Origin of the sequence: Saccharothrix sp. AJ9571 (assembly GCF_021725495.1) — a bacterium.
GTDB lineage: Bacteria > Actinomycetota > Actinomycetes > Mycobacteriales > Pseudonocardiaceae > Amycolatopsis > Amycolatopsis magusensis.
Genome location: NZ_CP091382.1, coordinates 1,857,942 through 1,876,075, shown reverse-complemented (window position 1 = coordinate 1,876,075; position 18,134 = coordinate 1,857,942). Strand labels below are relative to the sequence as shown.

Here is an 18,134-nt window from a genome sequence, read left to right as displayed (position 1 = left end):
GGCCGCCTTCAACCCGGCTTCAGCGCTCAGAAACCGGTGATGGCGAGCAGGGCGTCCTGTCGCGGGTCGAGCACGTAGACGGTGCCGGTGTGCTGGTCCACGGCGACGTCCCCGGCGTTGGTGCCCAGCGCCAGTTCCCCGGTCACCTCGTTCGCCGAGCCGTCGATCCGCGCCAGCCCGTTCGGCCCGCCGTTGGTGTAGACCGTGCCGCTTCCCTGGTGCACCGCGACCGAGGAGGCCGCGCTGGGCAGGAGGACCTCCGCCTCCTCGGTCCTGGTCTCCCCGTCGAGGACGGACAGGTGGTGGATGCCGGAGTTCGCCACGTACACCTTGTTCCGCTCTTCGTGCAGGTCCAGCCCCGCCGGGGCCTTGCCGACCGGCACCGAGGCGACGAAGGACCCGGCCGCGGTGTCCAGCACTTCGACGGTCTTGCTCTGATCACCGGTGAGGTAGGCCACCTGGCGCCCGCTGTCCACGCGGACCCCGGCCAGCGGACCCGCTTCGCCGGGCACGGTCTCGGCCAGCGTGTTGCTCACGCCGTCCAGCACGGTCACCGAGCCGTCGGGCCCGCCGGTGGCGTAGACCCTGTTCGCCTCCTCGTCCACGTCCACTGTGGACATTCCGGGACCCGCGGCGATCACGCCGAGCACGGTGGCGCTGTCGCCGTCGAGCACGGTCACCGTGCCCGCGACCGGGTTGGCCGCGTACACCCGGCCGGTCCGCTCGTTGACCGCGATGTCGCTCAGCGGGCCGCCGAGCGGGGTGGTGGCGGCGACCACGTTGTCCGAGACCACCGCGACGGCGTTGCGCGCGGCCACGTAGACGGTGCCGGTGACGGAATTCACCGCGACGGCGACCGGCCGCTGGCCGACGGGGACGGTGACCACGTCCTCGGCGTGAGCGGCGGGCGCGGTGAGCGCGGCGACCAGGCACAGCGCGGCCACCAGCCTCGGAATCACTCCTGCCCGCATGGTGTCCTCGCCGATCAGCCGTGGGTAGCGCCCCTGTCGCGTGGTGTCACCTCCGATCCGACCCTAACTCCGCCGTGCCGGGGCCGCCGGTTGTGCCGCCGCCCGACCGGGTGAGGGGCGCGGCGGAACCTCGTGCGCTCCGCACGCGTTCTGACTCCGGGAGCCGATGCGCGGGAAGGAGGCGGCCGGTCAGTGCACAAGCACCGCAACGGGATCCGGACGGCGTTGCTGCTGGGCCTGCTCAGCGCCCTGATCATCGCGATCAGCGCCGCCTTCGGCCGCACCGCGCTGATCGCCGGTCTGGTGCTGGCGCTGGGGATGAACGGCTTCGCCTACTTCCGCTCGGACAAGCTGGCGCTGCGGGCCATGCGTGCCCGGCCGATCTGCGAGGTCGAGTACCCCGCCATCCACCGCATCGTGCGCGAGCTGGCCACCAGCGCGCGGCAGCCGATGCCCGCCCTGTACCTGAGCCCGACCGTCGCGCCGAACGCCTTCGCCACCGGCCGTAGTCCGCGGCACGCGGCGGTCTGCTGCACCACCGGCATCCTCGAACTGCTCGACGAGCGCGAGCTGCGCGCGGTGCTCGGGCACGAACTGGCCCACGTCTACAACCGCGACATCCTGATCTCCTCGGTGGCCGGGGTGCTGGCGAGCGTGGTCAGCGTCGCGGCCAACGTGGCGATGTTCGCCGGGGTGTTCGGCGGCGGCGACCGCGAAGACGAGAACCCGCTGGTCACCCTGCTGCTGGTGTTGCTCGGCCCGATCGCGGCCGGCATCGTGCGGATGGGTGTGAGCCGGTCGCGCGAGTACGAGGCGGACGCCTCGGGCGCCGCGCTGACCGGCGACCCGCTCGCGCTGGCGTCCGCGCTGCGCAAGCTCGACGCGGGCACGAGGGCCGCTCCACTGGCGCCCGAGCCGCGGCTCGTTTCCCAGTCGCACCTGATGATCGCGAACCCGTTCCGGCCGGGGGAGAAGTTCTCGCGCTGGTTCTCCACCCACCCGCCGATCGAGGAACGGATCCGCCGCCTCGAAGAACTGGCCCGGCGTTAGTCAGTTGGCGCCCGCCGTTTTGGCCACCGCCATCAGGTAGTCGCCGTAGCCGGACTTCGCCAGTTGCGCGCCCAGCGCGAAGCACTCGTCGGCGGTGATGAAACCCATGCGCAGCGCGACCTCTTCGAGGCACGCGATCCGCACACCGGTCCGGTGCTCCAGCACCTGCACGAACTGCCCGGCTTCGAGCAGCGAGTCGTGCGTCCCGGTGTCCAGCCAGGCGAACCCGCGCCCGAGGTCCACCAGCCGCGCGCGCCCGGCACGCAGGTAGTCGAGGTTGACGTCGGTGATCTCCAGCTCACCCCGCGGTGACGGCTTGAGGTCGCGGGCGATGTCGATCACGTGGTTGTCGTAGAAGTAGAGCCCGGTGATCGCCTTGTTCGACTTGGGCTGCGCGGGCTTCTCCTCGATGGAGACCAGATTTCCCGAGTCGTCCACCTCGCCGACGCCGTAGCGTTCCGGATCCTTCACCGGGTAGCCGAACAGCACGCAGCCGTCCAAATTGGACACCTCGGTCTGCAGCCTGCTGGAGAAGCCCTGGCCGTAGAAGATGTTGTCACCGAGCACCAGCGCCACGTCGTCGTCACCGACGAAGTCCGCACCGATGATGAACGCCTCGGCGAGCCCGTTCGGGCTGGGCTGCTCGGCGTAGCTGAAGTTGAGCCCGAACTTGCCGCCGTCCCCGAGCAGGCGCCGGAAGTTCGGCAGGTCGGCGGGGGTGGAGATGATCAGGATGTCGCGGATGCCGGCGAACATCAGCACCGAGATCGGGTAGTAGATCATCGGTTTGTCGTAGACCGGCAGCAGTTGTTTGGAGACCGCCTGCGTGATCGGGTGGAGCCGCGTCCCGCTGCCCCCGGCCAGCACGATGCCCTTCATTCGCTCCCCAATCCAGTTTCCGGCTGCACCGGGCCCACAGTATCGGGTCATTTACATACATACAGTCTGTATGTAACCATGGGGACATGAGACGCAGTGATGAGCTGGGAGCGCCCGCGGTGGTCGAACTGCCGCAGGGCGTGGTGCGGTACTTCGAGCGGGGCGCCGGGCGGCCCGTGGTCTTCGTGCACGGCCTGCTGGTGAACGCCGAACTGTGGCGCAAGGTGGTGCCCGCCGTCGCGGACGCCGGTTTCCGCTGCCTGGCCCCGGATCTGCCGATGGGCGCGCACGAGTTCCCGCTGCGGCCGGACGCGGAGCTGAGCCCGCCCGGCATGGCCGACCTGATCGCGGACTTCCTGGACGCGCTGGACCTGCGGGACGTGCTGCTGGTGGCGAACGACACCGGCGGCGCCATCACGCAACTGCTGCTGACGCGTCGCCCGGAGCGCGTGGGTGCGGTGGTCTTCACGCCGTCGGACTGTTTCGAGTGCTTCCTGCCGCCGATCTTCAGCCCGCTCCCGAAGCTGGCGCGGATCCCGGGGTTCGGCCTGATCGCCACGGCCCTGCTGCGGGTGAAACCGCTGCAGAACCTGCCCTTCACCTTCGGCCTGGCCACCAAACGGCCGGTCGACGCGGAAATCGTGCGGCGCTACCTCGACCCGCCGTGGCACAGCGCGGGCGTCCGCCGTGACCTGCGGAAGTTCGTCCGCCAGTTGGACAACCGCCACACGCTGGAGGCCGCGCCCAAGCTCGCCGCCTTCGACAAGCCCGTGCTGCTCGCCTGGGCCACCGAGGACCGGCTGTTCCCGCTGCCGCTGGGCCACCGCCTGGCCGCGGCCTTCCCGGACGCCAGGCTCGTCGAGATCGAGGACTCCTACACCTTCGTGCCGGAGGACCAGCCGGCTGCGCTGGCCGGGCACATCGTCGAGTTCGTGGGTGTCATGGCAGATTGACCGGGTGAGGCGAACGCAGCGGGACCGCTCGGCGGGCACCAAGAACGCGCTGGTGACGGCGGCGCGCGAACTGTTCGCGGAGCGCGGTTACCAGGCTGTGCCCGCCGACGAGATCGTGCGCGCGGCGGGCGTCAGCCGGGGTGCGCTGTACCACCACTACGGCGACAAGCAGGGGCTTTTCCGCGCGGTGGTGGACGAGCTGGAGCAGGAGGTCACCGACTCGATCCGCGCCGCGATGGCCGCGCAGCCGGACTTCCTCTCCGGACTGGCCGTCGCGCTCTCCGCGTTCCTCGACGCCTGCGCCCGCCCGGAAGTGCGGCAGATCTCCCTGATCGACGGCCCGTCCGTGCTGGGCTGGCAGGCGTGGCGCGAGCTGGAGGCGCGGTACGGGCTCGGCCTGATCGAGGAACTGGTGTCCGCGGCCATCGAGCACGGCCTGTTCGAACCCCGGCCGGTCCGGGTGCTGGCGCAACTCGTGCTCAGCGCGGTCTCGGAGGCGGCGCTGATGATCGCTTTCGCGGACGACCCGGTGGCGACCCGCGCCGAAGCGGAGGCAGCGCTCGGCGCGTGGACGGCCGGGCTGCTGCGGGATCAGGACGCCGGGCCCTTGCCGAAGTAGGTGCGGCAGGCGCCGTCCGGTTCGAGGTCGGCGGCGAGCTGGAGCACGTTCCGGCCGTCGTCGACCGGGAGCAGGGTGGAGCTGTAGTTCGGGCACCAGTGGTCGATCGGCCGCGTCACCCGCACCGGCGCCGGCACCTCGTACCAGGGGCCCTCGCCGAAGTGGTCGTTGGCGAGCAGGGTGGCGCCGTTGCCGGGCAGGGGCTCGCCGTGGGCGCCGGCGTAGATCTGGCCGACCATCAGCAGTCGCGTGCCGTTCGGCCCGCCGGGGAACAGGGTGACCGTCTGCGCGTGCTGGAAGTAGCTGCCGTCGGCGGTGGCGATCCGCGTGCCGGGCTCGCCCGGATCGCCGAAGTTGGCGCCGTCCGGCGAGAACTTGAAGTACGGGTCGCAGAAGCGGTCGCCGTAGTTGCACAGCTCGTAGCCGAAGTAGAACCGGTCGTCGGGCAGCCTGCGCACGATCGGCATGCCGGGGCGCACGAGGTGCGGCGGCACGGCCAGGGTCCGCTGCTTGGTGCCCCAGTTGAGCCCGTTCACCGAGCCGACGCGGTTGAGCACCTGCGCGAACTGCGGTGCCTCGGTTTCGTCGGCGAAGTGCAGCCAGAGCGTGCCGCCCTTGTCGACCACGAACTCCGGCTCCCAGACGCCGTCGTGGTTGTGCGAGCGGGCCGCCTCGGAGAGGAACTCCCAGTCGCGGCCGCCGTCGCGGCTGGCCCAGATCTTGATCCCGATCCGGCGGTTCGGACCGGCTTCCTGGCCGTAGCTGGCGGCCCACAGCAGCGTGCCCTCGTGGAGCTTGCCGATCCGCCGCGGGAGTTCGAAGAGCGTGCCGCAGCACATGCCCTGGGCGCCCTCGGGGTCGCGGATCTCGCCGATCTGCTGGAAGGTGGCGCCCTCGTCGTCGCTCTCGAAGACGGGTGCGTACTTGCCGCTGTCGTCCTGGCTGGTCATCGCGGCGAGGATGCGGCCGGTGCGCGCGGGCGCGTGTTCCAGGCGGATCAGCCGGGGGTAGGAACCCATGCCCTCGAACAGGAGCCGCCGCTCGGCCGTCGCGGCCTGTGCCAGGCCGAGCAGGCTGCCGACGAGCGAAACCAGCACGACCAGGCTGGTCAGCACGCGACGCATCAGCACTCCTCACCACCCGCGATCGTGTGATTACACCACGGTGGAGTACTAGAGCCCGGCACCGTCGCCCACTCGAGTGACCGGCTCCCCCTTCAGGTTGCGGTGAATGGCCTTTTGGGTCGCGACCGCGTGAGGTGAAATCCAGGTGATCGCAAAACTGCACAGGAGGAAAAGTGAAAAGACAGGCTCGTACCCTTCTGGTCGTCGTCGCCGCATTCCTGTTGTCCTTGCTGATGATGAATCCGGCTTCCGCCGCGGACGCGAATCCGGCGCCTTCGGGCGAGGTCGGCGTGACCGGCGCGGACCACTGCAATTACCCGCAATGGGGACCGGTGTGCGTCAACGTCAACGGCGGCGGGCTTTTCGTCGCCGACGTGACCGCGAGCTACCCGCACGGTGCGCCGTGGCTGGTCTGCGACAAGGAGTTCCACGTCTGGGGCTACTACGAGAACGGCCAGCAGTGGCACCGCAACGGCCGGAGCCAGTGCGGGGCGCTGCGCACCTGGGTCACCTTCAGCATGAACGCGAACATGCAGAACGGCTCGCTGGTCTGCGCCGACATGAAGGCGGACAACACCTGGCACGGCAGCGGATTCGCCTGCGTCCACATCAGCCGGTGAACGGGGGTCTGACGGTGTTGGGCAAGGGATTGCGCCGCGCAGCCGCGGCACTGGCACTGGCGGCGACCGCGACCCTCGGCGGTGCCGTGACCGCGAGCGCCGAAGAAGCGCCGAGCGCCATGGAACTGGACTGCGGGTACGACACCGACGTCCTCGGGATCAACGCCTATTACACGCACTGCGATTCGACCACCTGGGTCGTCATCAAAGTGCTCGGCGGAGTGCTCGCGCCGAACGAAATGTGCGTCGGCCCCGGTACCACCCGGCTGGGATTCACCAACAACGTGCAATACGCCTATTACGCGGGAAGGCTCTGCTGATGGGGGTCATGGGTAAGGTCGCGGCGGTGGCCGCGGTGGCGTTCGCCCTTTCGCCGGGAATGGCGGCCGCGGCCGAAGAACCGCACGTGCTGACCAATGTCTTCGTCTGCGACTACGACACGGCGAGCAGCAACGGGTACCTGTACGTCCGCAACGACGGCAGCCGCATCACCTGTTTCGCCAACCGCGGCTCGGCGGGCGTGCACATCGGCAATTCGGCGTACTGGTGCAGCCACAACAATGCCGGTTACATCGAGTACACCCGTCCCGACATCGTGCGGGGCACGATCTACTTCAACAAGTGGCAGTGCGGCGGGTTCGACCAGGGCACCACGGTCACCCGGGTGAACATCTACTGAAGACCCGCGGGGTGCCGGCTGTCCGGCACCCCGCCTCACGCGTCATCATGGGCGCAGCCGACCAGGGGGAGCGCGATGCGGGCCGACTGCCCCTTCTGCAGGATCATCTCGGGCGACGAACCCGCCAGGACCGTCGCCACCTGGGACGACGCGATGGCCTTCTTCCCGCGGACCCCGGCCACCCTGGGGCACACCCTGCTGATCCCGCGACGGCACATGCCGGACATCTGGTCGATGACCCGGGCCGAAGCGGCGAGGCTGAGCGAGCTGGTGCTGGAGGTCGCGCAGTCCCTTCGCGACACCCTGCGCCCCGACGGGCTCAATGTCATCCAGTCCAACGGCGCCGCCGCGACGCAGACCGTGCCGCACCTCCACGTCCACCTCGTCCCCAGGTGGACGGACGACCGCATGGGCGGCATCTGGCCGCCGCCGGGGGAGTGGCCGCCCGAGGAACTGGACGACGCGCTGACCCGCGTCAGGCGCTCCCCGCCGGGAGCGGGGCCACGTAGCAGTACGCCGTGATCGACCGGCCGTCGCCGAAGCGGTGGTCCGCCGTCCCGATGCGCTGCCAGCCGAGGCGTTCGTAGAGGCGGATCGCGGCCACGTCCTTGTCCACCACGTCGAGCACGAGGCGCAGCCCCTGCGCCTGGGCGAGCTCCATGGCGGCTCGCGCCAGTCGCTCGCCCAGCGCGTGGCCGCGGGCCTCGGGGAGCACGAAGAGGCGGCCGAGCACAGCCACCCGCTCATCACCCGGCGCCTGCTCGCGCCAGATCCGGACGGCGTCGGCGCTGCCGGTCGGCGCGGTCAGCACCGCGTGCCCCACGATCCTGCCGTCCAACTCGGCGACCCAGGCGTGGAGCAAGGTGGCCGGCCGCAACCACGCCCGGGGATCGTCGACACCTTCGACCGGGTAGCCGTCGCTCTCGTGCACAGCCACCAGCGCGGCGGCGGCGCCGTCCAGGTCGTCGGCCCGCCGCTCACGCACCCGGCTCGTCACCGGTAGTTGGTGAACTGCGTCCTGCCTGGGCGAATGGTTCACTCTGTCTTCCTGAGCTGCGTGTTCATGCTCGCCGGTGGTGGTCGTTTGTCGTCGCTGGCTGCTGCCATCTGTACCGGATTTGTACCGGGACGACGCTCGGAGGTGCAAGCGCGCACCTTGGATGTAACGCATCGTCTTCGCGGGTCGACTGCTCTTCATAAGCACCTTTGGGAAGAGTGAGGGAATATGGTCGACGAATCTGTGCGCAATCTCAATTCAGGTTTCAACTCGATAAATCCCTACGCTGGTCAGGCGGGCGTCCCTGTTCACGTTCTTCGCAGGCTTGACTCCCTTGGTGCGGGTGAAAGCATTGAGATGCTTTCTCTGGACATGCAGGTTGAAGGCGTGAGCGCGAGCGGTGTGGCGACCATCTTCACCTCGTCGCACGTTCTGAGTGCGAATTGGTCGAACGCCGTTCTTCACGGGAATGGTCCCTTGGATCGGGAGGATGTCCAGGTGAGGATCTGGTCTCGCAGTCTCCTGCGACTAATGTCGATTGCGTCGGACCCTGGGAACGGAATTCATCCAAACGACCTTTGGACGAATGTATCATCCTCCGCGTGGCCGCCCCGTGCTGGTGTTCAGCTCGACTACGACCCCCCTGGTAGTACTTTGTACATTCCTGGCAGGGATGTACAATTCAGAGATAGACTTCTCCTATTCGTTGAATTCGTGGCGGCGCTACGCTCAAATCTCCACTGAGACGTCTTTTTTGAAACGAAGCTGAGTGGTCATCCCGTCGCCTGATGGCGTCTCGATCACGCCGTGCTGGAGCCGCAACTTTGAGCACATCCGGCGGCTGACTTGCCAGGCTTGCGGCTCCGGCGCGGCGTGATAGCCATCAGATCAGGCGACGGGATGACCACCTGGTGACCGGCCCGCTGTCGGAACCTCTGCGCGGTTCTCGGCCATCCCGGAGCCTGCCGCCCGGCGAGGGCATTCTTTGATCTGCGGCTCGGTACGTCTTCGGCCCGCCTCCGCCCGGCCGCCGCGCGGGGACCGGCGCCAGCCGCACGCCCCGCGCGAGCGCGGTCCGGGCAAAAAGGCGTGGGGTCGAGCGGCCCCGGAGGGGCCGCCTTGATCCTGTAGAGAAACTTCTCACCGACTCCACGCCTCACCGGCGCGGGCCTGTCAGTCTGCGGGGAGTTCGTAGGACAGCTCGTACTTGTCCCCGGAAAGCCGCATGTCGTTCACCTCGACAGCGGTCCCCTCGGTGTCGTAGGCGATGCGCTGAACAACAAGAATCGGTGTGCCGGTTGCGAGTTGCAGCGTTGACGCCTCTTCCGGGGTTGGCATCCGTGTGCCAACGGTTTCGCTGAAGTGTCCGAGCCTGTGCCCAGCTTCTTCCAGGCGTGCGTAGCTTCCGCCGGGGCCAGTGTCCACCTGCTCGATTGCGGTGCCCTCGGTGATGCTTCGTGGGAGTCGTGAAGTGGCAAGCTGAATTGCCAGCCCGTTCGCGCGCATTATCCGCTCGCGTACGGTCAGCTCCGCGCCGACCTCGACCCCGAGCAGACTGGCGTAGATGGCATCCGCCCCTTCTGTGCTGATCTTGACGCTCACACTGGGTGTGAACTCGTTTGCGTCGGCATCAGCCAGGAAAGCACCCTTGTTCTCCGCGCGAGCAGCTCGGCTGAGCCGGTTCCTGCTGAGGCGCTCAACTTTGTGCGGCGGCCTGATGAAGACGCCTTTGCCGTGTTCTGCGCTCACGAGTCCCTCCGAACGGAGAAGGCCCACTGCCTCACGGACGGTTATGCGCGAGACGCCGTAGGCATCGACCAAAGCGCGCTCTGACGGGAGTTTGTCACCCGGGTTGTACTCGCCCGAGTTGATCTTCTCTCGCAGGTCACCGGCGACCTGGCGGTACGCCGGAAGGCCGCTGGCTCGGTCGATCATGGGATGGCCCCTAACTGGTCAGTGCGTCAAGACGTCCTTACCAGTATCCCACCCCTTCCGGGGCGCGCGCCATCCGCTCTACATGTGGTCTTGACGTCATGACCAGTTGCCGCCATAGTGGAGTGGTCAAGACGTCATAACCAGTTGAAGCCGGTGGAGGCACTGATGTTCGCTGTTCTGGCTGAAGAGGACTCGCGGTTGCAGCCGATCCCGGAGCGGTTCCGGCTCTCGGACTACAACCCGCTGGTGGCGGCGCCGTACGCGGAGTGCCCCGTGGGTGAGCTGCCGCCGTACATCGAAGACGTGATCACCCGGGAACTCGGCCTGACCGCTGAGGCGTGGGACGAACTGGTCGCCTCGGGACGGGTCGCGACGGTGGTGGACCTGGATGCGGAGTTCTCGCTCGTGGAGTTCCGGCGCTCAGTTAGCGAGCGTGGCAACCGCGAGGCTCCGGCTTCGGTGTGTGGCGACTGCTGGGGAACTCTCGCCGCGTGTGACTTCGACGGCTCGGTCACGGGGACGGTCGGCGGCGCGTACCTGTGCGACTGCGCGGGGATGTGAGCTATGCGCATCGACGACGCGATCACGCTGGTCTGTGGCTCCTGTGGGGAACCGCACGTGCAGGTGCGTCTACTTTCCTGGACACCCTGCCTCGCCTGCGACGGCTCCGGCATCCGTCTCCTGCCCGTGGGCAGCGAGGTCGTGCGCCGGGTATGTGGCTGCTGCTCCGGTGAAGCCCGGATCGGCTTGTACTCCGACGCGGCAGTGTCCACACAGGAACGCGACTGCGCGCGGATGCTCACGGCGGTGGCGGCCTGATGCCTCTCGCTCCGTCCGGAATCACCGACCTGGTCGCCGAACACGTCGACCCGGCCGAGGTCGCGCATGTCCTGGCGCGCCGGGACTTCGACTCCTGGGCCGAGAAAGTGCGTGCCGCTCGGGGGTGCGCGAAGCCGGTGCGCATGGCCGGATCGTCCATGCTGGTCGACGGCAACGGCGTGGTGGTCTCGGAGTTCTCGGGCAGCGTGTTCGTGCCGTGCAAGAACCGGCGCGCGGCGGTGTGCGAGTCCTGCTCTGCCCACTACGCCCACGACACGTTCCACCTCATCCGCTGCGGGCTCGCCGGGGGCAAGGGCGTCCCGGAGACGGTGACCGGTCACGTGCGGGTGCTGGCCACACTGACCGCCCCGTCCTTCGGGCGCGTGCACTCCCGCCCCGTGCGTCGCGGCAAGGTCCGCCGCTGTGGCTGCGGCACCGTCCATTCCACCTACGACAGTGCACTGGGGACACCGCTGGACCCTCAGTCCTACGACTACGCCGGGTCGGTGCTCTGGCAGGCCCACGCCGGGGAGCTGTGGCGCCGCTTCACGATCGCTGTCGGGCGTAAACTCGCCCGCGCCCTCGGCCTGCGCCCGGCAGAGCTGCGCCACGTGCTGCGCCTGTCCTACGCCAAGGTCGCCGAATACCAGCGGCGCGGGCTCATCCACTTCCATGCCGTGATCCGCATCGACGGCCCCGACGGACCCACCGGGCCGCCCCCGCCGGCCGAAGTCGATACCGGCCTGCTGACCGCGATCGTCGAAGACGCCTCGGTCGCGGTCGCCGTGCGCACCCCGCATTCCGCGGCTGTCGGCTCCCGCGTGCTGCGCTGGGGCGACCAGGTCGACGTCGAACCCATCCGCGCCGCCGACCCGGGGGCTGAGGGCTGGCACGACCGGCGCGTCGCCGGGTACGTCGCCAAGTACGCCACCAAAGGCACTGGACTGTCCGAGGGCGCGGACTTCCGCATCCGCTCGGCCGAGCACATCGACGCCCTCGACGTCTCCGAGCACCACAAACAGCTCATGCGCACCGCCTGGAACCTCGGCGGCCTGGACGAGTTCGCCGAACTGAACCTGCGCAAGTGGGCGCACATGCTCGGCTTCCGGGGCCACTTCATGACCAAATCCCGGCGCTACTCGACCACCTTCACCGAGATCCGCCGCACCCGCGCCGAATGGCGCCTCGACCAGGAACGCGAAGCCCTCGGCCTCGCCGACGACACCGACCTGATCGCGGTCGGCGACTGGACCATGACCGGCCTCGGCTACCGCAACCCCGCCGAACGCGCCATCGCAGCCCTCTACTCCGAACTCCACCTCGCAAGACGCCGCCTGGACGGGCAGGACGACGATGGCGGTTGATGACCTCTGGTACCGCCGGGCACGGGACCCACGCACAGGAGATCGGCTTCCATCCAAACGCCACGGGCGCGGTAGACGCTGGCGCGTGCGCTGGATTGACCCGGAGACCGGCCAGACTCGGACCGAGCTGTTCGACCGCCGGGCCGACGCTGAGCGGCACGACGCGAACATGCACGCGGACATCTCGCGTGGCCAGTACGTGGACCCTCGTGCTGGCAAGGTGACCGTGGCGGAGTACGCGGAGAGCTGGCGCAAGACGCTGCTGCACCGGGGGAGTACGGCGGAGCGCACCGAGCGCATCATCCGGCGCCACGTCGTCCCCGTGCTGGGGCACCTCCCGATGGCGCAGGTGCGTAACTCCCACATTCGCGGCTGGGTGAAGGACCGGATGACCAAGCTCGCCCCGAGCACGCTGGCAGTCGTCTACCACGGCACGTTGGTTCCGCTGTTCAACTCGGCCGTGATCGACAAGCGCATCGGCTCGACGCCCTGTGTGGGCGTCCGGCTGCCGGAGATTCCGGACGCGCGGTACTACATCGCCCGGCCGGAAGAGGTGCACTCCCTGTATGAAGCGCTGCCGGAGCGCTACCGCGCCATCGTCTACCTGGCTGCGGGGTGTGGCTGGCGAGGGGGCGAAATCTTCGGCCTGGAGCGCGACGCCATCGACTTCGAGACTCGCGAGGTGCATGTCCGGCATCAGCTCACCGTGGTCAGCGGGCGCCGCCCGTACATCGCACCCCCGAAGACCAAGACCAGCCTGCGCACGAACGAGCTGCCGAATCTGGTGGCCGACGCGTTGCGGACGCACCTCGGCACCTTCCGGTCGGCTCCTGAAGAGATCGAGGACGAGACGGACCCACGCCGGCCGATCCTGCGTCCTGCTGACCTCGTGTTTACGCGAGGTGACGGACGCCCGATCCACCGCGCGGACTGGTCCTACATCTGGCGACCTGCGGTGAAGGCCGCTGGCCTCCCGGAGGGCTTCGGGCTGCGTGATCTGCGGCACTACTTCGCCACGGTCCTGATCTTCGGCGGCGCGAATGTCAAGACGGTCCAGCTCGCCATGGGGCACACCACGCCGACCGTCACGCTCAACACCTACGTGGGCTACTGGCCCGACGCGGTGGATCAGACGCGAACCCTGGTGGACGCTGCGCTCGGTTGTACCCGAGCTGTACCCACGGGCACCGGTTAGCCGATACCCGCAGGTCAGCGGGGTTGCGTCACCGGTAGTTGGTGAACTGCAGCGCGATCTCGAAGTCCTTGTTCTTCAGTGCCGCGATGACGTCCTGCAGGTGGTCCTTCTTCTTGCCGGAGACCCGGAGCTGGTCGCCCTGGATCTGGGCCTGGACGCCCTTGGGGCCTTCGTCACGGATGAACTTGGCGATCTGCTTCGCCTTGTCGGAGGCGATGCCCTGCAGGATGCGCCCGTTGACCTTGTAGATCTTGCCGGAGAGCGCAGGCTCGTCGGCCTCGAAGGCCTTCAGCGAGATGCCGCGCTTGATCAGCTTCTCCTTGAACACCTCGACCGCCGCGAGCGCCCGCTCCTCGGTCTCCGCCTCGATCGCGATCGCTTCCTCGCCGGCCCAGGCGACCTTCGCGTTCACCCCGCGGAAGTCGAAGCGGGTGGAAAGCTCCTTGGCTGCCTGGTTGAGCGCGTTGTCCACCTCCTGCCGGTCGACCTTGCTCACCACGTCGAATGAGGGATCCGCCACTGGTTCTCACACCTCGTCATCGTTCTGGTCGGTCGGCCCAGCCTAGCTTGAGCGGCCCGGGTGACGACCCCGCCACGTCGGCCTGTATTCTCTTCTTCGGCCGGTTGATCCGGCTACGGCAGGTTGCCCGAGCGGCCAAAGGGATCTGACTGTAAATCAGACGGCTTCGCCTTCGGGGGTTCGAATCCCTCACCTGCCACACCAGCCAGATCGGCCCGGTAACCTGCGCAAACAGGACGCCGGGCCGATCTCGCTGTGTGCGGCTGTGTGCAGCCACAGGCAGCCGTTTGCGGCGGCTCACCCCAAATACGCCCCGACGTCTCAGCGCCCGTCCAGCGCCCGCTCGACGCGGTCCCGTGCTGCCTGCTCGCCTCCGTCGAGGCACTTGGCGTAGACGCGGAGCAGGACAGAAAGGCTGTGTCCGGCCCACTTCGCGACCCTGGTCGGCTCCACCCCGCCGTTGAGCCACGTCGACACAGCAGCGTGGCGTAGGTCATACGGTCGCTTGGCGAGCGGGCCAGCGGCTACCTCTGGTGTGAAGACGCGTTCCCGAGCTGCCGCCCACACGCGCCCGTAGACCGTGCTCCCCACCCGGCCGCCGTCACGGGCACCGCGGAACAGGCGCCCGTCTCGCGCGGTGCCGAACCGGGCCATGTGCTCGTGAAGCAGCTCGGTGAGCACGGGCGGACAGGGCACGGTCCGGCCGGTGTCCTTCTCCCGGTGCTTCAGCGGAGCCAGTTCATTCGCCGTGCCCGAGTCCGTCCACTCCCGACCGATCTCGGGCCGGGCGCCTTCCAAGTGGAGATCTCCCCAACCCTTCTCCGGCAACGACAGGTTGTGCTTGCTGAGGTTGGCCACTTCCTCCGGCCGCAATGCCGCGTAGTACATGAGCCCGAAGAACGCGACCAGCCGCGGTCCCTGCTTGCTGACCTCGTTCACGGCTTCGAGCAGCATCCGCCCCTGCACCGTGTTGACCACCGACTTCGGGTCGACCTCGTGCAGTACGAACTTCCGCTTCTTGGTCTTCACCTCCTGCAGCGGGTTCGCCGTGAGTAGCTTCTTCTCAATCGCGTAGTCCACGGCGTTCCCCAACGTGACGCGCCGGATTCGAACCGTATTCGCGGCGGCACGCTCACTGTCCAACTTGAGGTCGAGGGCACGAAGCAGGTCGCGCAGGACATCAGGGTTGTTCAGCTCGTCCACCCGCCGGCTTGCTCGGCTCGCCAGTGCGATCGCGTGCTGAATCTCGCTGGGGTGCTCGTTGTCGCGCGCCTTGGTGTTGAACGCGACCTTCAGGGCCGTGCGCAAGGTCCGCGGTTCGACCGGGATCTTCCCCTTCAGCATCGGAACCGTGATGGTCATCAGCGATTCCGCGAGCGACTTCCGGTACTTGGGTGACGAGTCAGGCCACTTCATGTCCGCGTACTTGCAGGCGAAGTCGAACCACGTCATGGTCTCGGTGGTGCGGATCATCGAAACGGGCAGTCCGCTCACGGTGTCGAAAGCCAACCCGTCGCGCGATGCAGTGACCAGGCGAGAGCGGAAGCTGTCCGCCAAGGCGTAGGTTTCGAAGGTCTCGCCGAACTTCTCGCCGCTGACCACCCAACGGACTCGATAGGTGGTCCTCCGCTTCCCGGCGTACTTCTCGATCGCCCAAATCCGCACGTCGTAGCTCGTGTTCATCAGGCGGCTTCCTCGCAGGTGTCCAGCCAGTTGTCGAGGTCGATCCGCCGGACTCGGATCTCGCCGTTCGGGAGCTTGATGCAGCGGGGTGCGCGCTTCTTGGCGCGCCACTCGTAGAAGGTGCGGCGGGAGATCTCCAGTTCTTCGCAGAGCGCGGCAATGGTGAGGTGCTGGCGTTTGGCAGCCATCGGTGTTGGTTCCCCTCGTCGCCGGCGGTCGCGCGGATCACGCGCTGAGTTCGCCGGTGCGGTGTTGAAGTGGTTCAGGAGGTGTCCGCTACTGCCGCTACCTGGGCTACTTGCCTGCTCAGGTGGGTAGCGGATACGGCGGGGGTAGCGCTTGGGGCCGCTACCCGATGCCTGCCTGAGCCGGGGGTGAGGTGCCGGAGGTAGCGCATGTCGCCGCTACCCCGCCCGTATCCGCTACCTCGTTGACCTGCTCGGTAGCGGAGGTAGCCCCGGTAGCGGCAGTGGGCAGGTAGCGGCTCCACGCGTCCGCGAGCCCGCCGGGGCCGGTGGCGCGGTAGCCCTTGGTGACCTTGCCGCCGGGCTGCTTGATGTCCTTCGAGGCGACGCCGTACGGCTTGAGTTCCTTGGCGAGCCGCCGCGCGTCGAGGGCCTTGCCCTTGCCGTCGAGGTCGGCCCAATCCGCCTCTTCAAGGCTGCACAGCGCGTCCAGGATCTCGGCGGTGGTCAGCTTGTCGGTGTCCTGTCGGGTGAACAGGTCGTGCAGATCGGCGAGCAACTTCAGGCGGACCGCGCCCCCGCTGCGGTTGGTGTTAGCCGCTTCCACGAAGTGCGAGCAGGCAGCCCGCGCGGTGGTCGGCCAGTGCCCGCCGGCGGCATCAGCCAGAGCGATCAGCGGTCGCCAGATCTCCGCCGACCGGTCGCGGACGCCGGGCGGCATAGCCGGTCGGCCCTTGCTCACCTTGTCGACGACGGTGGCAACCCACGCGGCCAGCATCTCCCGCAGCGGTTCCGCTTCCTGCTCTACGTCTTCCTCCCAGAACTCGTCCACTTCCTCGTCCTCGCGCCGCCGCTGCATGTGGACGGTGATGGCGCGGGTGGTGATGGTGTCGGGCATGTTCCCGGCGATCCCAGCAAGCGCGGCCGGCGCGTAGACGGGGAACCGCTGCACCTTCATGGCCTTGGCGTCACCGACGCACCGCGGGATGGTTGCCGACCGCTTGTAGCCCGCGTTGAGCAGCGCGCGCAGGTCCTCGGTGTTGCCGCCGTTCTTCGGGTTGAAGATCGCATCCACCTCGTCGAAGAGGATGGTGATCGGCCCGTCGTTGACCATCCGGAATAGCGCGGCGGCCGTCGCGGACATCGTCATTTCCGGCGACCGTACGAGGAACTGAGCGACTTCGAGCACCCGCGTCTTGCCGCTCCCCGGTTCCACCGACGACAGGATCAGCCGCGGCGTGACGTAGAAGTGGTCAGCGGCATGGGTGTGCGCGTACCAGAGCGCGAGCATGGGTGCGCAGTGCTCAGACGGGAAGATGTTGAACCTCCTGACGAACGCGGTCACCCGGTCGAGCACTTCGTGTCCGGGAAGCACCGTCGCGTGCTCGGTGCGCCACAGGGCTTGGCAGTTCTCCGAGCAGAAGTCGTCGGACGGGGAGTCGGCCAGCGAGCGGCCGCACTTCACGCACGCGCCACTGGTCTCGTCGATCGCTGCGTCAATGGCGGATACGGCGGTGTCCACGGCGGACATCAGGCCGCGTCCTTCCGGCGTGCCACCGGGTTCGCGGCCCCGGCCGCCAGCCCGGCGTCGACCACGCGCGCCACTTCCCGGGCGTTCGGCGGCCAGTGCGCGGACCCGATCAGCGTTTCGCCGGCGGCGATCAGTTCGGCGCGGGCCACTGCGGCGTCGATGATCTCGGCGCCCACCTTGCGACCGATCGTGTACGCCGCAGAGGACAGAACGCCGTTGTAGCTGCCTGGCTCGGCGTCTCGCACCCGCTTCACCTCACCGGCGAGCGCAGCCATCCCGTACGAACTGGTGTCCCGAGAGCGGATCTGAACGGGCGCTGAGTTGGCCGCTGCGGGCTTCTCGGCGCACGCCTGGACCAACCACGCGGGCAACGGGACCGGCTCGGTGTCGTCAGCGAGTTCGTAGCCACCCTCCGGCAGGACCGATCCGGCCGCCACCACGTAGCCACCCCACGCGCGGGTGTCCACATTGGCGCACACGTGCTTCTGCGTGCTGCGCAGCCGAACGCCGGGCGGGCTGGTGAAGTACAGGTGCCGTCCGCCGGTCGGGGTGGTCACGGTGTAGGTGTCGGGCAGCGGTCCGCCGCGCTCGGCGGCCAGCTCGGCGAGTGCGGTCGCACCGTCCGGGCCGGACTCCCCGGGCTTGGCCACGTCGAGGTCCACCACGACCAGACCGGACGGGCCGGTGGCGATCCCGATGTTCCAGCGCTGTCCGTCGGCCCAGGCGGAGCGGACCAGTTCGGCGTCGGTGGTCGCGCGGCGTTCCGGCGTCCAGTGCCCTTCGGCGCAACGGCCGGTCCGCGGGCAGTCGGCTTCGCGGTGGCCGGTCGGCTTCTTGGTGTTCGGTCGCAGCGGGAAGACGTTCCAGCCCATCGAAGCGAAGTGGAGCGCCCAGGCGAGCATCGGACTGCTTGCGGTCGCGGTGTTCATCGTGATGCCTTTCGATGACTTAGTGTAGTCGAATCTGGGTATGAGGTGCCGCCGCGATGACCGGAGCGGTCGCGCGTTGCG

At 68.3% G+C, this 18,134-nt stretch carries 21 protein-coding genes and 1 tRNA gene; 12 read left to right on the top strand and 10 right to left on the bottom strand.

Going from position 1 to position 18,134, the window contains the following annotated elements; genetic code table 11:
* Window positions 1–26: 26 nt before the first annotated feature.
* Window positions 27–971, bottom strand: a complete 945-nt coding sequence (locus tag L3Q67_RS07930) for a YncE family protein (protein ID WP_499188899.1) — start codon at window positions 969–971, stop codon at window positions 27–29.
* Window positions 972–1,163: 192 nt separating this feature from the next.
* Between L3Q67_RS07930 and htpX the strand changes: the two genes are divergently transcribed.
* Window positions 1,164–2,021 (top strand): zinc metalloprotease HtpX, encoded by an 858-nt coding sequence (gene htpX / locus L3Q67_RS07925; protein WP_499188898.1) that lies wholly within the window; start codon window positions 1,164–1,166, stop codon window positions 2,019–2,021.
* On the opposite strand, the gene rfbA is transcribed toward htpX, so the two are convergent.
* Complete coding sequence (gene rfbA / locus L3Q67_RS07920; protein ID WP_499188897.1) at window positions 2,022–2,900, bottom strand: sugar nucleotidyltransferase; 879 nt, start codon at window positions 2,898–2,900, stop codon at window positions 2,022–2,024. It abuts the gene before it with no gap.
* A gap of 86 nt (window positions 2,901–2,986) precedes the next feature.
* Between rfbA and L3Q67_RS07915 the strand changes: the two genes are divergently transcribed.
* Both L3Q67_RS07915 and L3Q67_RS07910 read left to right on the top strand, forming a co-directional pair.
* Window positions 2,987–3,853 carry an alpha/beta fold hydrolase gene (locus L3Q67_RS07915; RefSeq protein WP_499188896.1) on the top strand — a complete coding sequence of 289 codons (867 nt, stop codon included), beginning with the start codon at window positions 2,987–2,989 and terminating at the stop codon, window positions 3,851–3,853.
* A gap of 4 nt (window positions 3,854–3,857) precedes the next feature.
* Window positions 3,858–4,472: a TetR/AcrR family transcriptional regulator gene (locus L3Q67_RS07910; protein ID WP_209663928.1), complete on the top strand. Its 615-nt coding sequence runs from the start codon at window positions 3,858–3,860 to the stop codon at window positions 4,470–4,472.
* On the opposite strand, the gene L3Q67_RS07905 is transcribed toward L3Q67_RS07910, so the two are convergent.
* Window positions 4,445–5,596: a sialidase family protein gene (locus L3Q67_RS07905; RefSeq protein ID WP_499188895.1), complete on the bottom strand. Its 1,152-nt coding sequence runs from the start codon at window positions 5,594–5,596 to the stop codon at window positions 4,445–4,447. The genes L3Q67_RS07910 and L3Q67_RS07905 overlap by 28 nt on opposite strands.
* A gap of 173 nt (window positions 5,597–5,769) precedes the next feature.
* Between L3Q67_RS07905 and L3Q67_RS07900 the strand changes: the two genes are divergently transcribed.
* From L3Q67_RS07900 to L3Q67_RS07885, 4 genes are all read left to right on the top strand, one after another.
* Entirely contained in the window at window positions 5,770–6,216 is a 447-nt protein-coding gene (locus L3Q67_RS07900; RefSeq protein ID WP_499188894.1) for a hypothetical protein, read from the top strand.
* On the top strand, window positions 6,213–6,536 hold the full coding sequence (locus L3Q67_RS07895; RefSeq protein ID WP_499188893.1) for a DUF6355 family natural product biosynthesis protein: 324 nt from the start codon (window positions 6,213–6,215) through the stop codon (window positions 6,534–6,536). The genes L3Q67_RS07900 and L3Q67_RS07895 overlap by 4 nt, the downstream gene beginning before the upstream one ends.
* Window positions 6,536–6,895, top strand: a complete 360-nt coding sequence (locus L3Q67_RS07890; protein ID WP_499188892.1) for a hypothetical protein — start codon at window positions 6,536–6,538, stop codon at window positions 6,893–6,895. Before L3Q67_RS07895 ends, L3Q67_RS07890 begins: the two co-directional genes overlap by 1 nt.
* A gap of 75 nt (window positions 6,896–6,970) precedes the next feature.
* On the top strand, window positions 6,971–7,417 hold the full coding sequence (locus tag L3Q67_RS07885) for an HIT family protein (protein ID WP_499188891.1): 447 nt from the start codon (window positions 6,971–6,973) through the stop codon (window positions 7,415–7,417).
* On the opposite strand, the gene L3Q67_RS07880 is transcribed toward L3Q67_RS07885, so the two are convergent.
* The gene (locus L3Q67_RS07880) at window positions 7,371–7,892 is read right to left on the bottom strand and encodes a GNAT family N-acetyltransferase (protein WP_499188890.1); all 522 of its coding nucleotides are present in this window, start codon (window positions 7,890–7,892) and stop codon (window positions 7,371–7,373) included. The genes L3Q67_RS07885 and L3Q67_RS07880 overlap by 47 nt on opposite strands.
* Window positions 7,893–9,065: 1,173 nt before the next feature.
* Entirely contained in the window at window positions 9,066–9,827 is a 762-nt protein-coding gene (locus L3Q67_RS07875; protein ID WP_499188889.1) for a GntR family transcriptional regulator, read from the bottom strand.
* 165 nt (window positions 9,828–9,992) lie between these two features.
* On the opposite strand from L3Q67_RS07875, the gene L3Q67_RS07870 reads away from it, so the two are divergent.
* The 4 genes from L3Q67_RS07870 (at window position 9,993) to L3Q67_RS07855 (ending at window position 13,205) form a co-directional block, all read left to right on the top strand.
* Window positions 9,993–10,388, top strand: coding sequence for a hypothetical protein (locus L3Q67_RS07870; protein ID WP_499188888.1), 396 nt, complete (start codon window positions 9,993–9,995; stop codon window positions 10,386–10,388).
* Window positions 10,389–10,391: 3 nt separating this feature from the next.
* Entirely contained in the window at window positions 10,392–10,646 is a 255-nt protein-coding gene (locus L3Q67_RS07865) for a hypothetical protein (RefSeq protein ID WP_499188887.1), read from the top strand.
* Window positions 10,646–12,010, top strand: coding sequence for a replication initiator (locus L3Q67_RS07860; RefSeq protein ID WP_499188886.1), 1,365 nt, complete (start codon window positions 10,646–10,648; stop codon window positions 12,008–12,010). The genes L3Q67_RS07865 and L3Q67_RS07860 overlap by 1 nt, the downstream gene beginning before the upstream one ends.
* A gap of 85 nt (window positions 12,011–12,095) precedes the next feature.
* Complete coding sequence (locus L3Q67_RS07855; protein WP_499188885.1) at window positions 12,096–13,205, top strand: tyrosine-type recombinase/integrase; 1,110 nt, start codon at window positions 12,096–12,098, stop codon at window positions 13,203–13,205.
* Between the two features lie 28 nt (window positions 13,206–13,233).
* Here the strand turns inward: L3Q67_RS07855 and L3Q67_RS07850 are convergent, their stop codons facing one another.
* Window positions 13,234–13,725, bottom strand: a complete 492-nt coding sequence (locus L3Q67_RS07850) for a YajQ family nucleotide-binding protein (protein ID WP_499188884.1) — start codon at window positions 13,723–13,725, stop codon at window positions 13,234–13,236.
* A gap of 117 nt (window positions 13,726–13,842) precedes the next feature.
* Here L3Q67_RS07850 and L3Q67_RS07845 point away from each other — a divergent pair.
* A tRNA-Tyr gene (locus tag L3Q67_RS07845) sits at window positions 13,843–13,924 on the top strand.
* Between the two features lie 122 nt (window positions 13,925–14,046).
* Here the strand turns inward: L3Q67_RS07845 and L3Q67_RS07840 are convergent.
* The 4 genes from L3Q67_RS07840 to L3Q67_RS07825 all read right to left on the bottom strand — a co-directional run bounded on the left by L3Q67_RS07840 (window position 14,047) and on the right by L3Q67_RS07825 (window position 18,053).
* Window positions 14,047–15,327: a tyrosine-type recombinase/integrase gene (locus L3Q67_RS07840; RefSeq protein ID WP_499188883.1), complete on the bottom strand. Its 1,281-nt coding sequence runs from the start codon at window positions 15,325–15,327 to the stop codon at window positions 14,047–14,049.
* 80 nt (window positions 15,328–15,407) lie between these two features.
* Window positions 15,408–15,596, bottom strand: coding sequence for a helix-turn-helix transcriptional regulator (locus tag L3Q67_RS07835; protein WP_153036086.1), 189 nt, complete (start codon window positions 15,594–15,596; stop codon window positions 15,408–15,410).
* Between the two features lie 160 nt (window positions 15,597–15,756).
* Complete coding sequence (locus L3Q67_RS07830) at window positions 15,757–17,124, bottom strand: DUF3631 domain-containing protein (protein WP_499188882.1); 1,368 nt, start codon at window positions 17,122–17,124, stop codon at window positions 15,757–15,759.
* Window positions 17,124–18,053: a bifunctional DNA primase/polymerase gene (locus tag L3Q67_RS07825; protein WP_499188881.1), complete on the bottom strand. Its 930-nt coding sequence runs from the start codon at window positions 18,051–18,053 to the stop codon at window positions 17,124–17,126. The genes L3Q67_RS07830 and L3Q67_RS07825 overlap by 1 nt, the downstream gene beginning before the upstream one ends.
* Window positions 18,054–18,134 lie beyond the last annotated feature (81 nt).

Bases quoted from the DNA above. Each gene is read 5' to 3' on its own strand.
- L3Q67_RS07930 (WP_499188899.1), bottom strand. From the start codon at position 971: ATGCGGGCAGGAGTGATTCCGAGGCTGGTGGCCGCGCTGTGCCTGGTC.
- rfbA (WP_499188897.1), bottom strand. From the start codon at position 2,900: ATGAAGGGCATCGTGCTGGCCGGGGGCAGCGGGACGCGGCTCCACCCG.
- L3Q67_RS07915 (WP_499188896.1), top strand. From the start codon at position 2,987: ATGAGACGCAGTGATGAGCTGGGAGCGCCCGCGGTGGTCGAACTGCCG.
- L3Q67_RS07905 (WP_499188895.1), bottom strand. From the start codon at position 5,596: ATGCGTCGCGTGCTGACCAGCCTGGTCGTGCTGGTTTCGCTCGTCGGC.
- L3Q67_RS07890 (WP_499188892.1), top strand. From the start codon at position 6,536: ATGGGGGTCATGGGTAAGGTCGCGGCGGTGGCCGCGGTGGCGTTCGCC.
- L3Q67_RS07885 (WP_499188891.1), top strand. From the start codon at position 6,971: ATGCGGGCCGACTGCCCCTTCTGCAGGATCATCTCGGGCGACGAACCC.
- L3Q67_RS07875 (WP_499188889.1), bottom strand. From the start codon at position 9,827: ATGATCGACCGAGCCAGCGGCCTTCCGGCGTACCGCCAGGTCGCCGGT.
- L3Q67_RS07870 (WP_499188888.1), top strand. From the start codon at position 9,993: ATGTTCGCTGTTCTGGCTGAAGAGGACTCGCGGTTGCAGCCGATCCCG.
- L3Q67_RS07865 (WP_499188887.1), top strand. From the start codon at position 10,392: ATGCGCATCGACGACGCGATCACGCTGGTCTGTGGCTCCTGTGGGGAA.
- L3Q67_RS07860 (WP_499188886.1), top strand. From the start codon at position 10,646: ATGCCTCTCGCTCCGTCCGGAATCACCGACCTGGTCGCCGAACACGTC.
- L3Q67_RS07835 (WP_153036086.1), bottom strand. From the start codon at position 15,596: ATGGCTGCCAAACGCCAGCACCTCACCATTGCCGCGCTCTGCGAAGAA.
- L3Q67_RS07830 (WP_499188882.1), bottom strand. From the start codon at position 17,124: ATGTCCGCCGTGGACACCGCCGTATCCGCCATTGACGCAGCGATCGAC.
- L3Q67_RS07825 (WP_499188881.1), bottom strand. From the start codon at position 18,053: ATGAACACCGCGACCGCAAGCAGTCCGATGCTCGCCTGGGCGCTCCAC.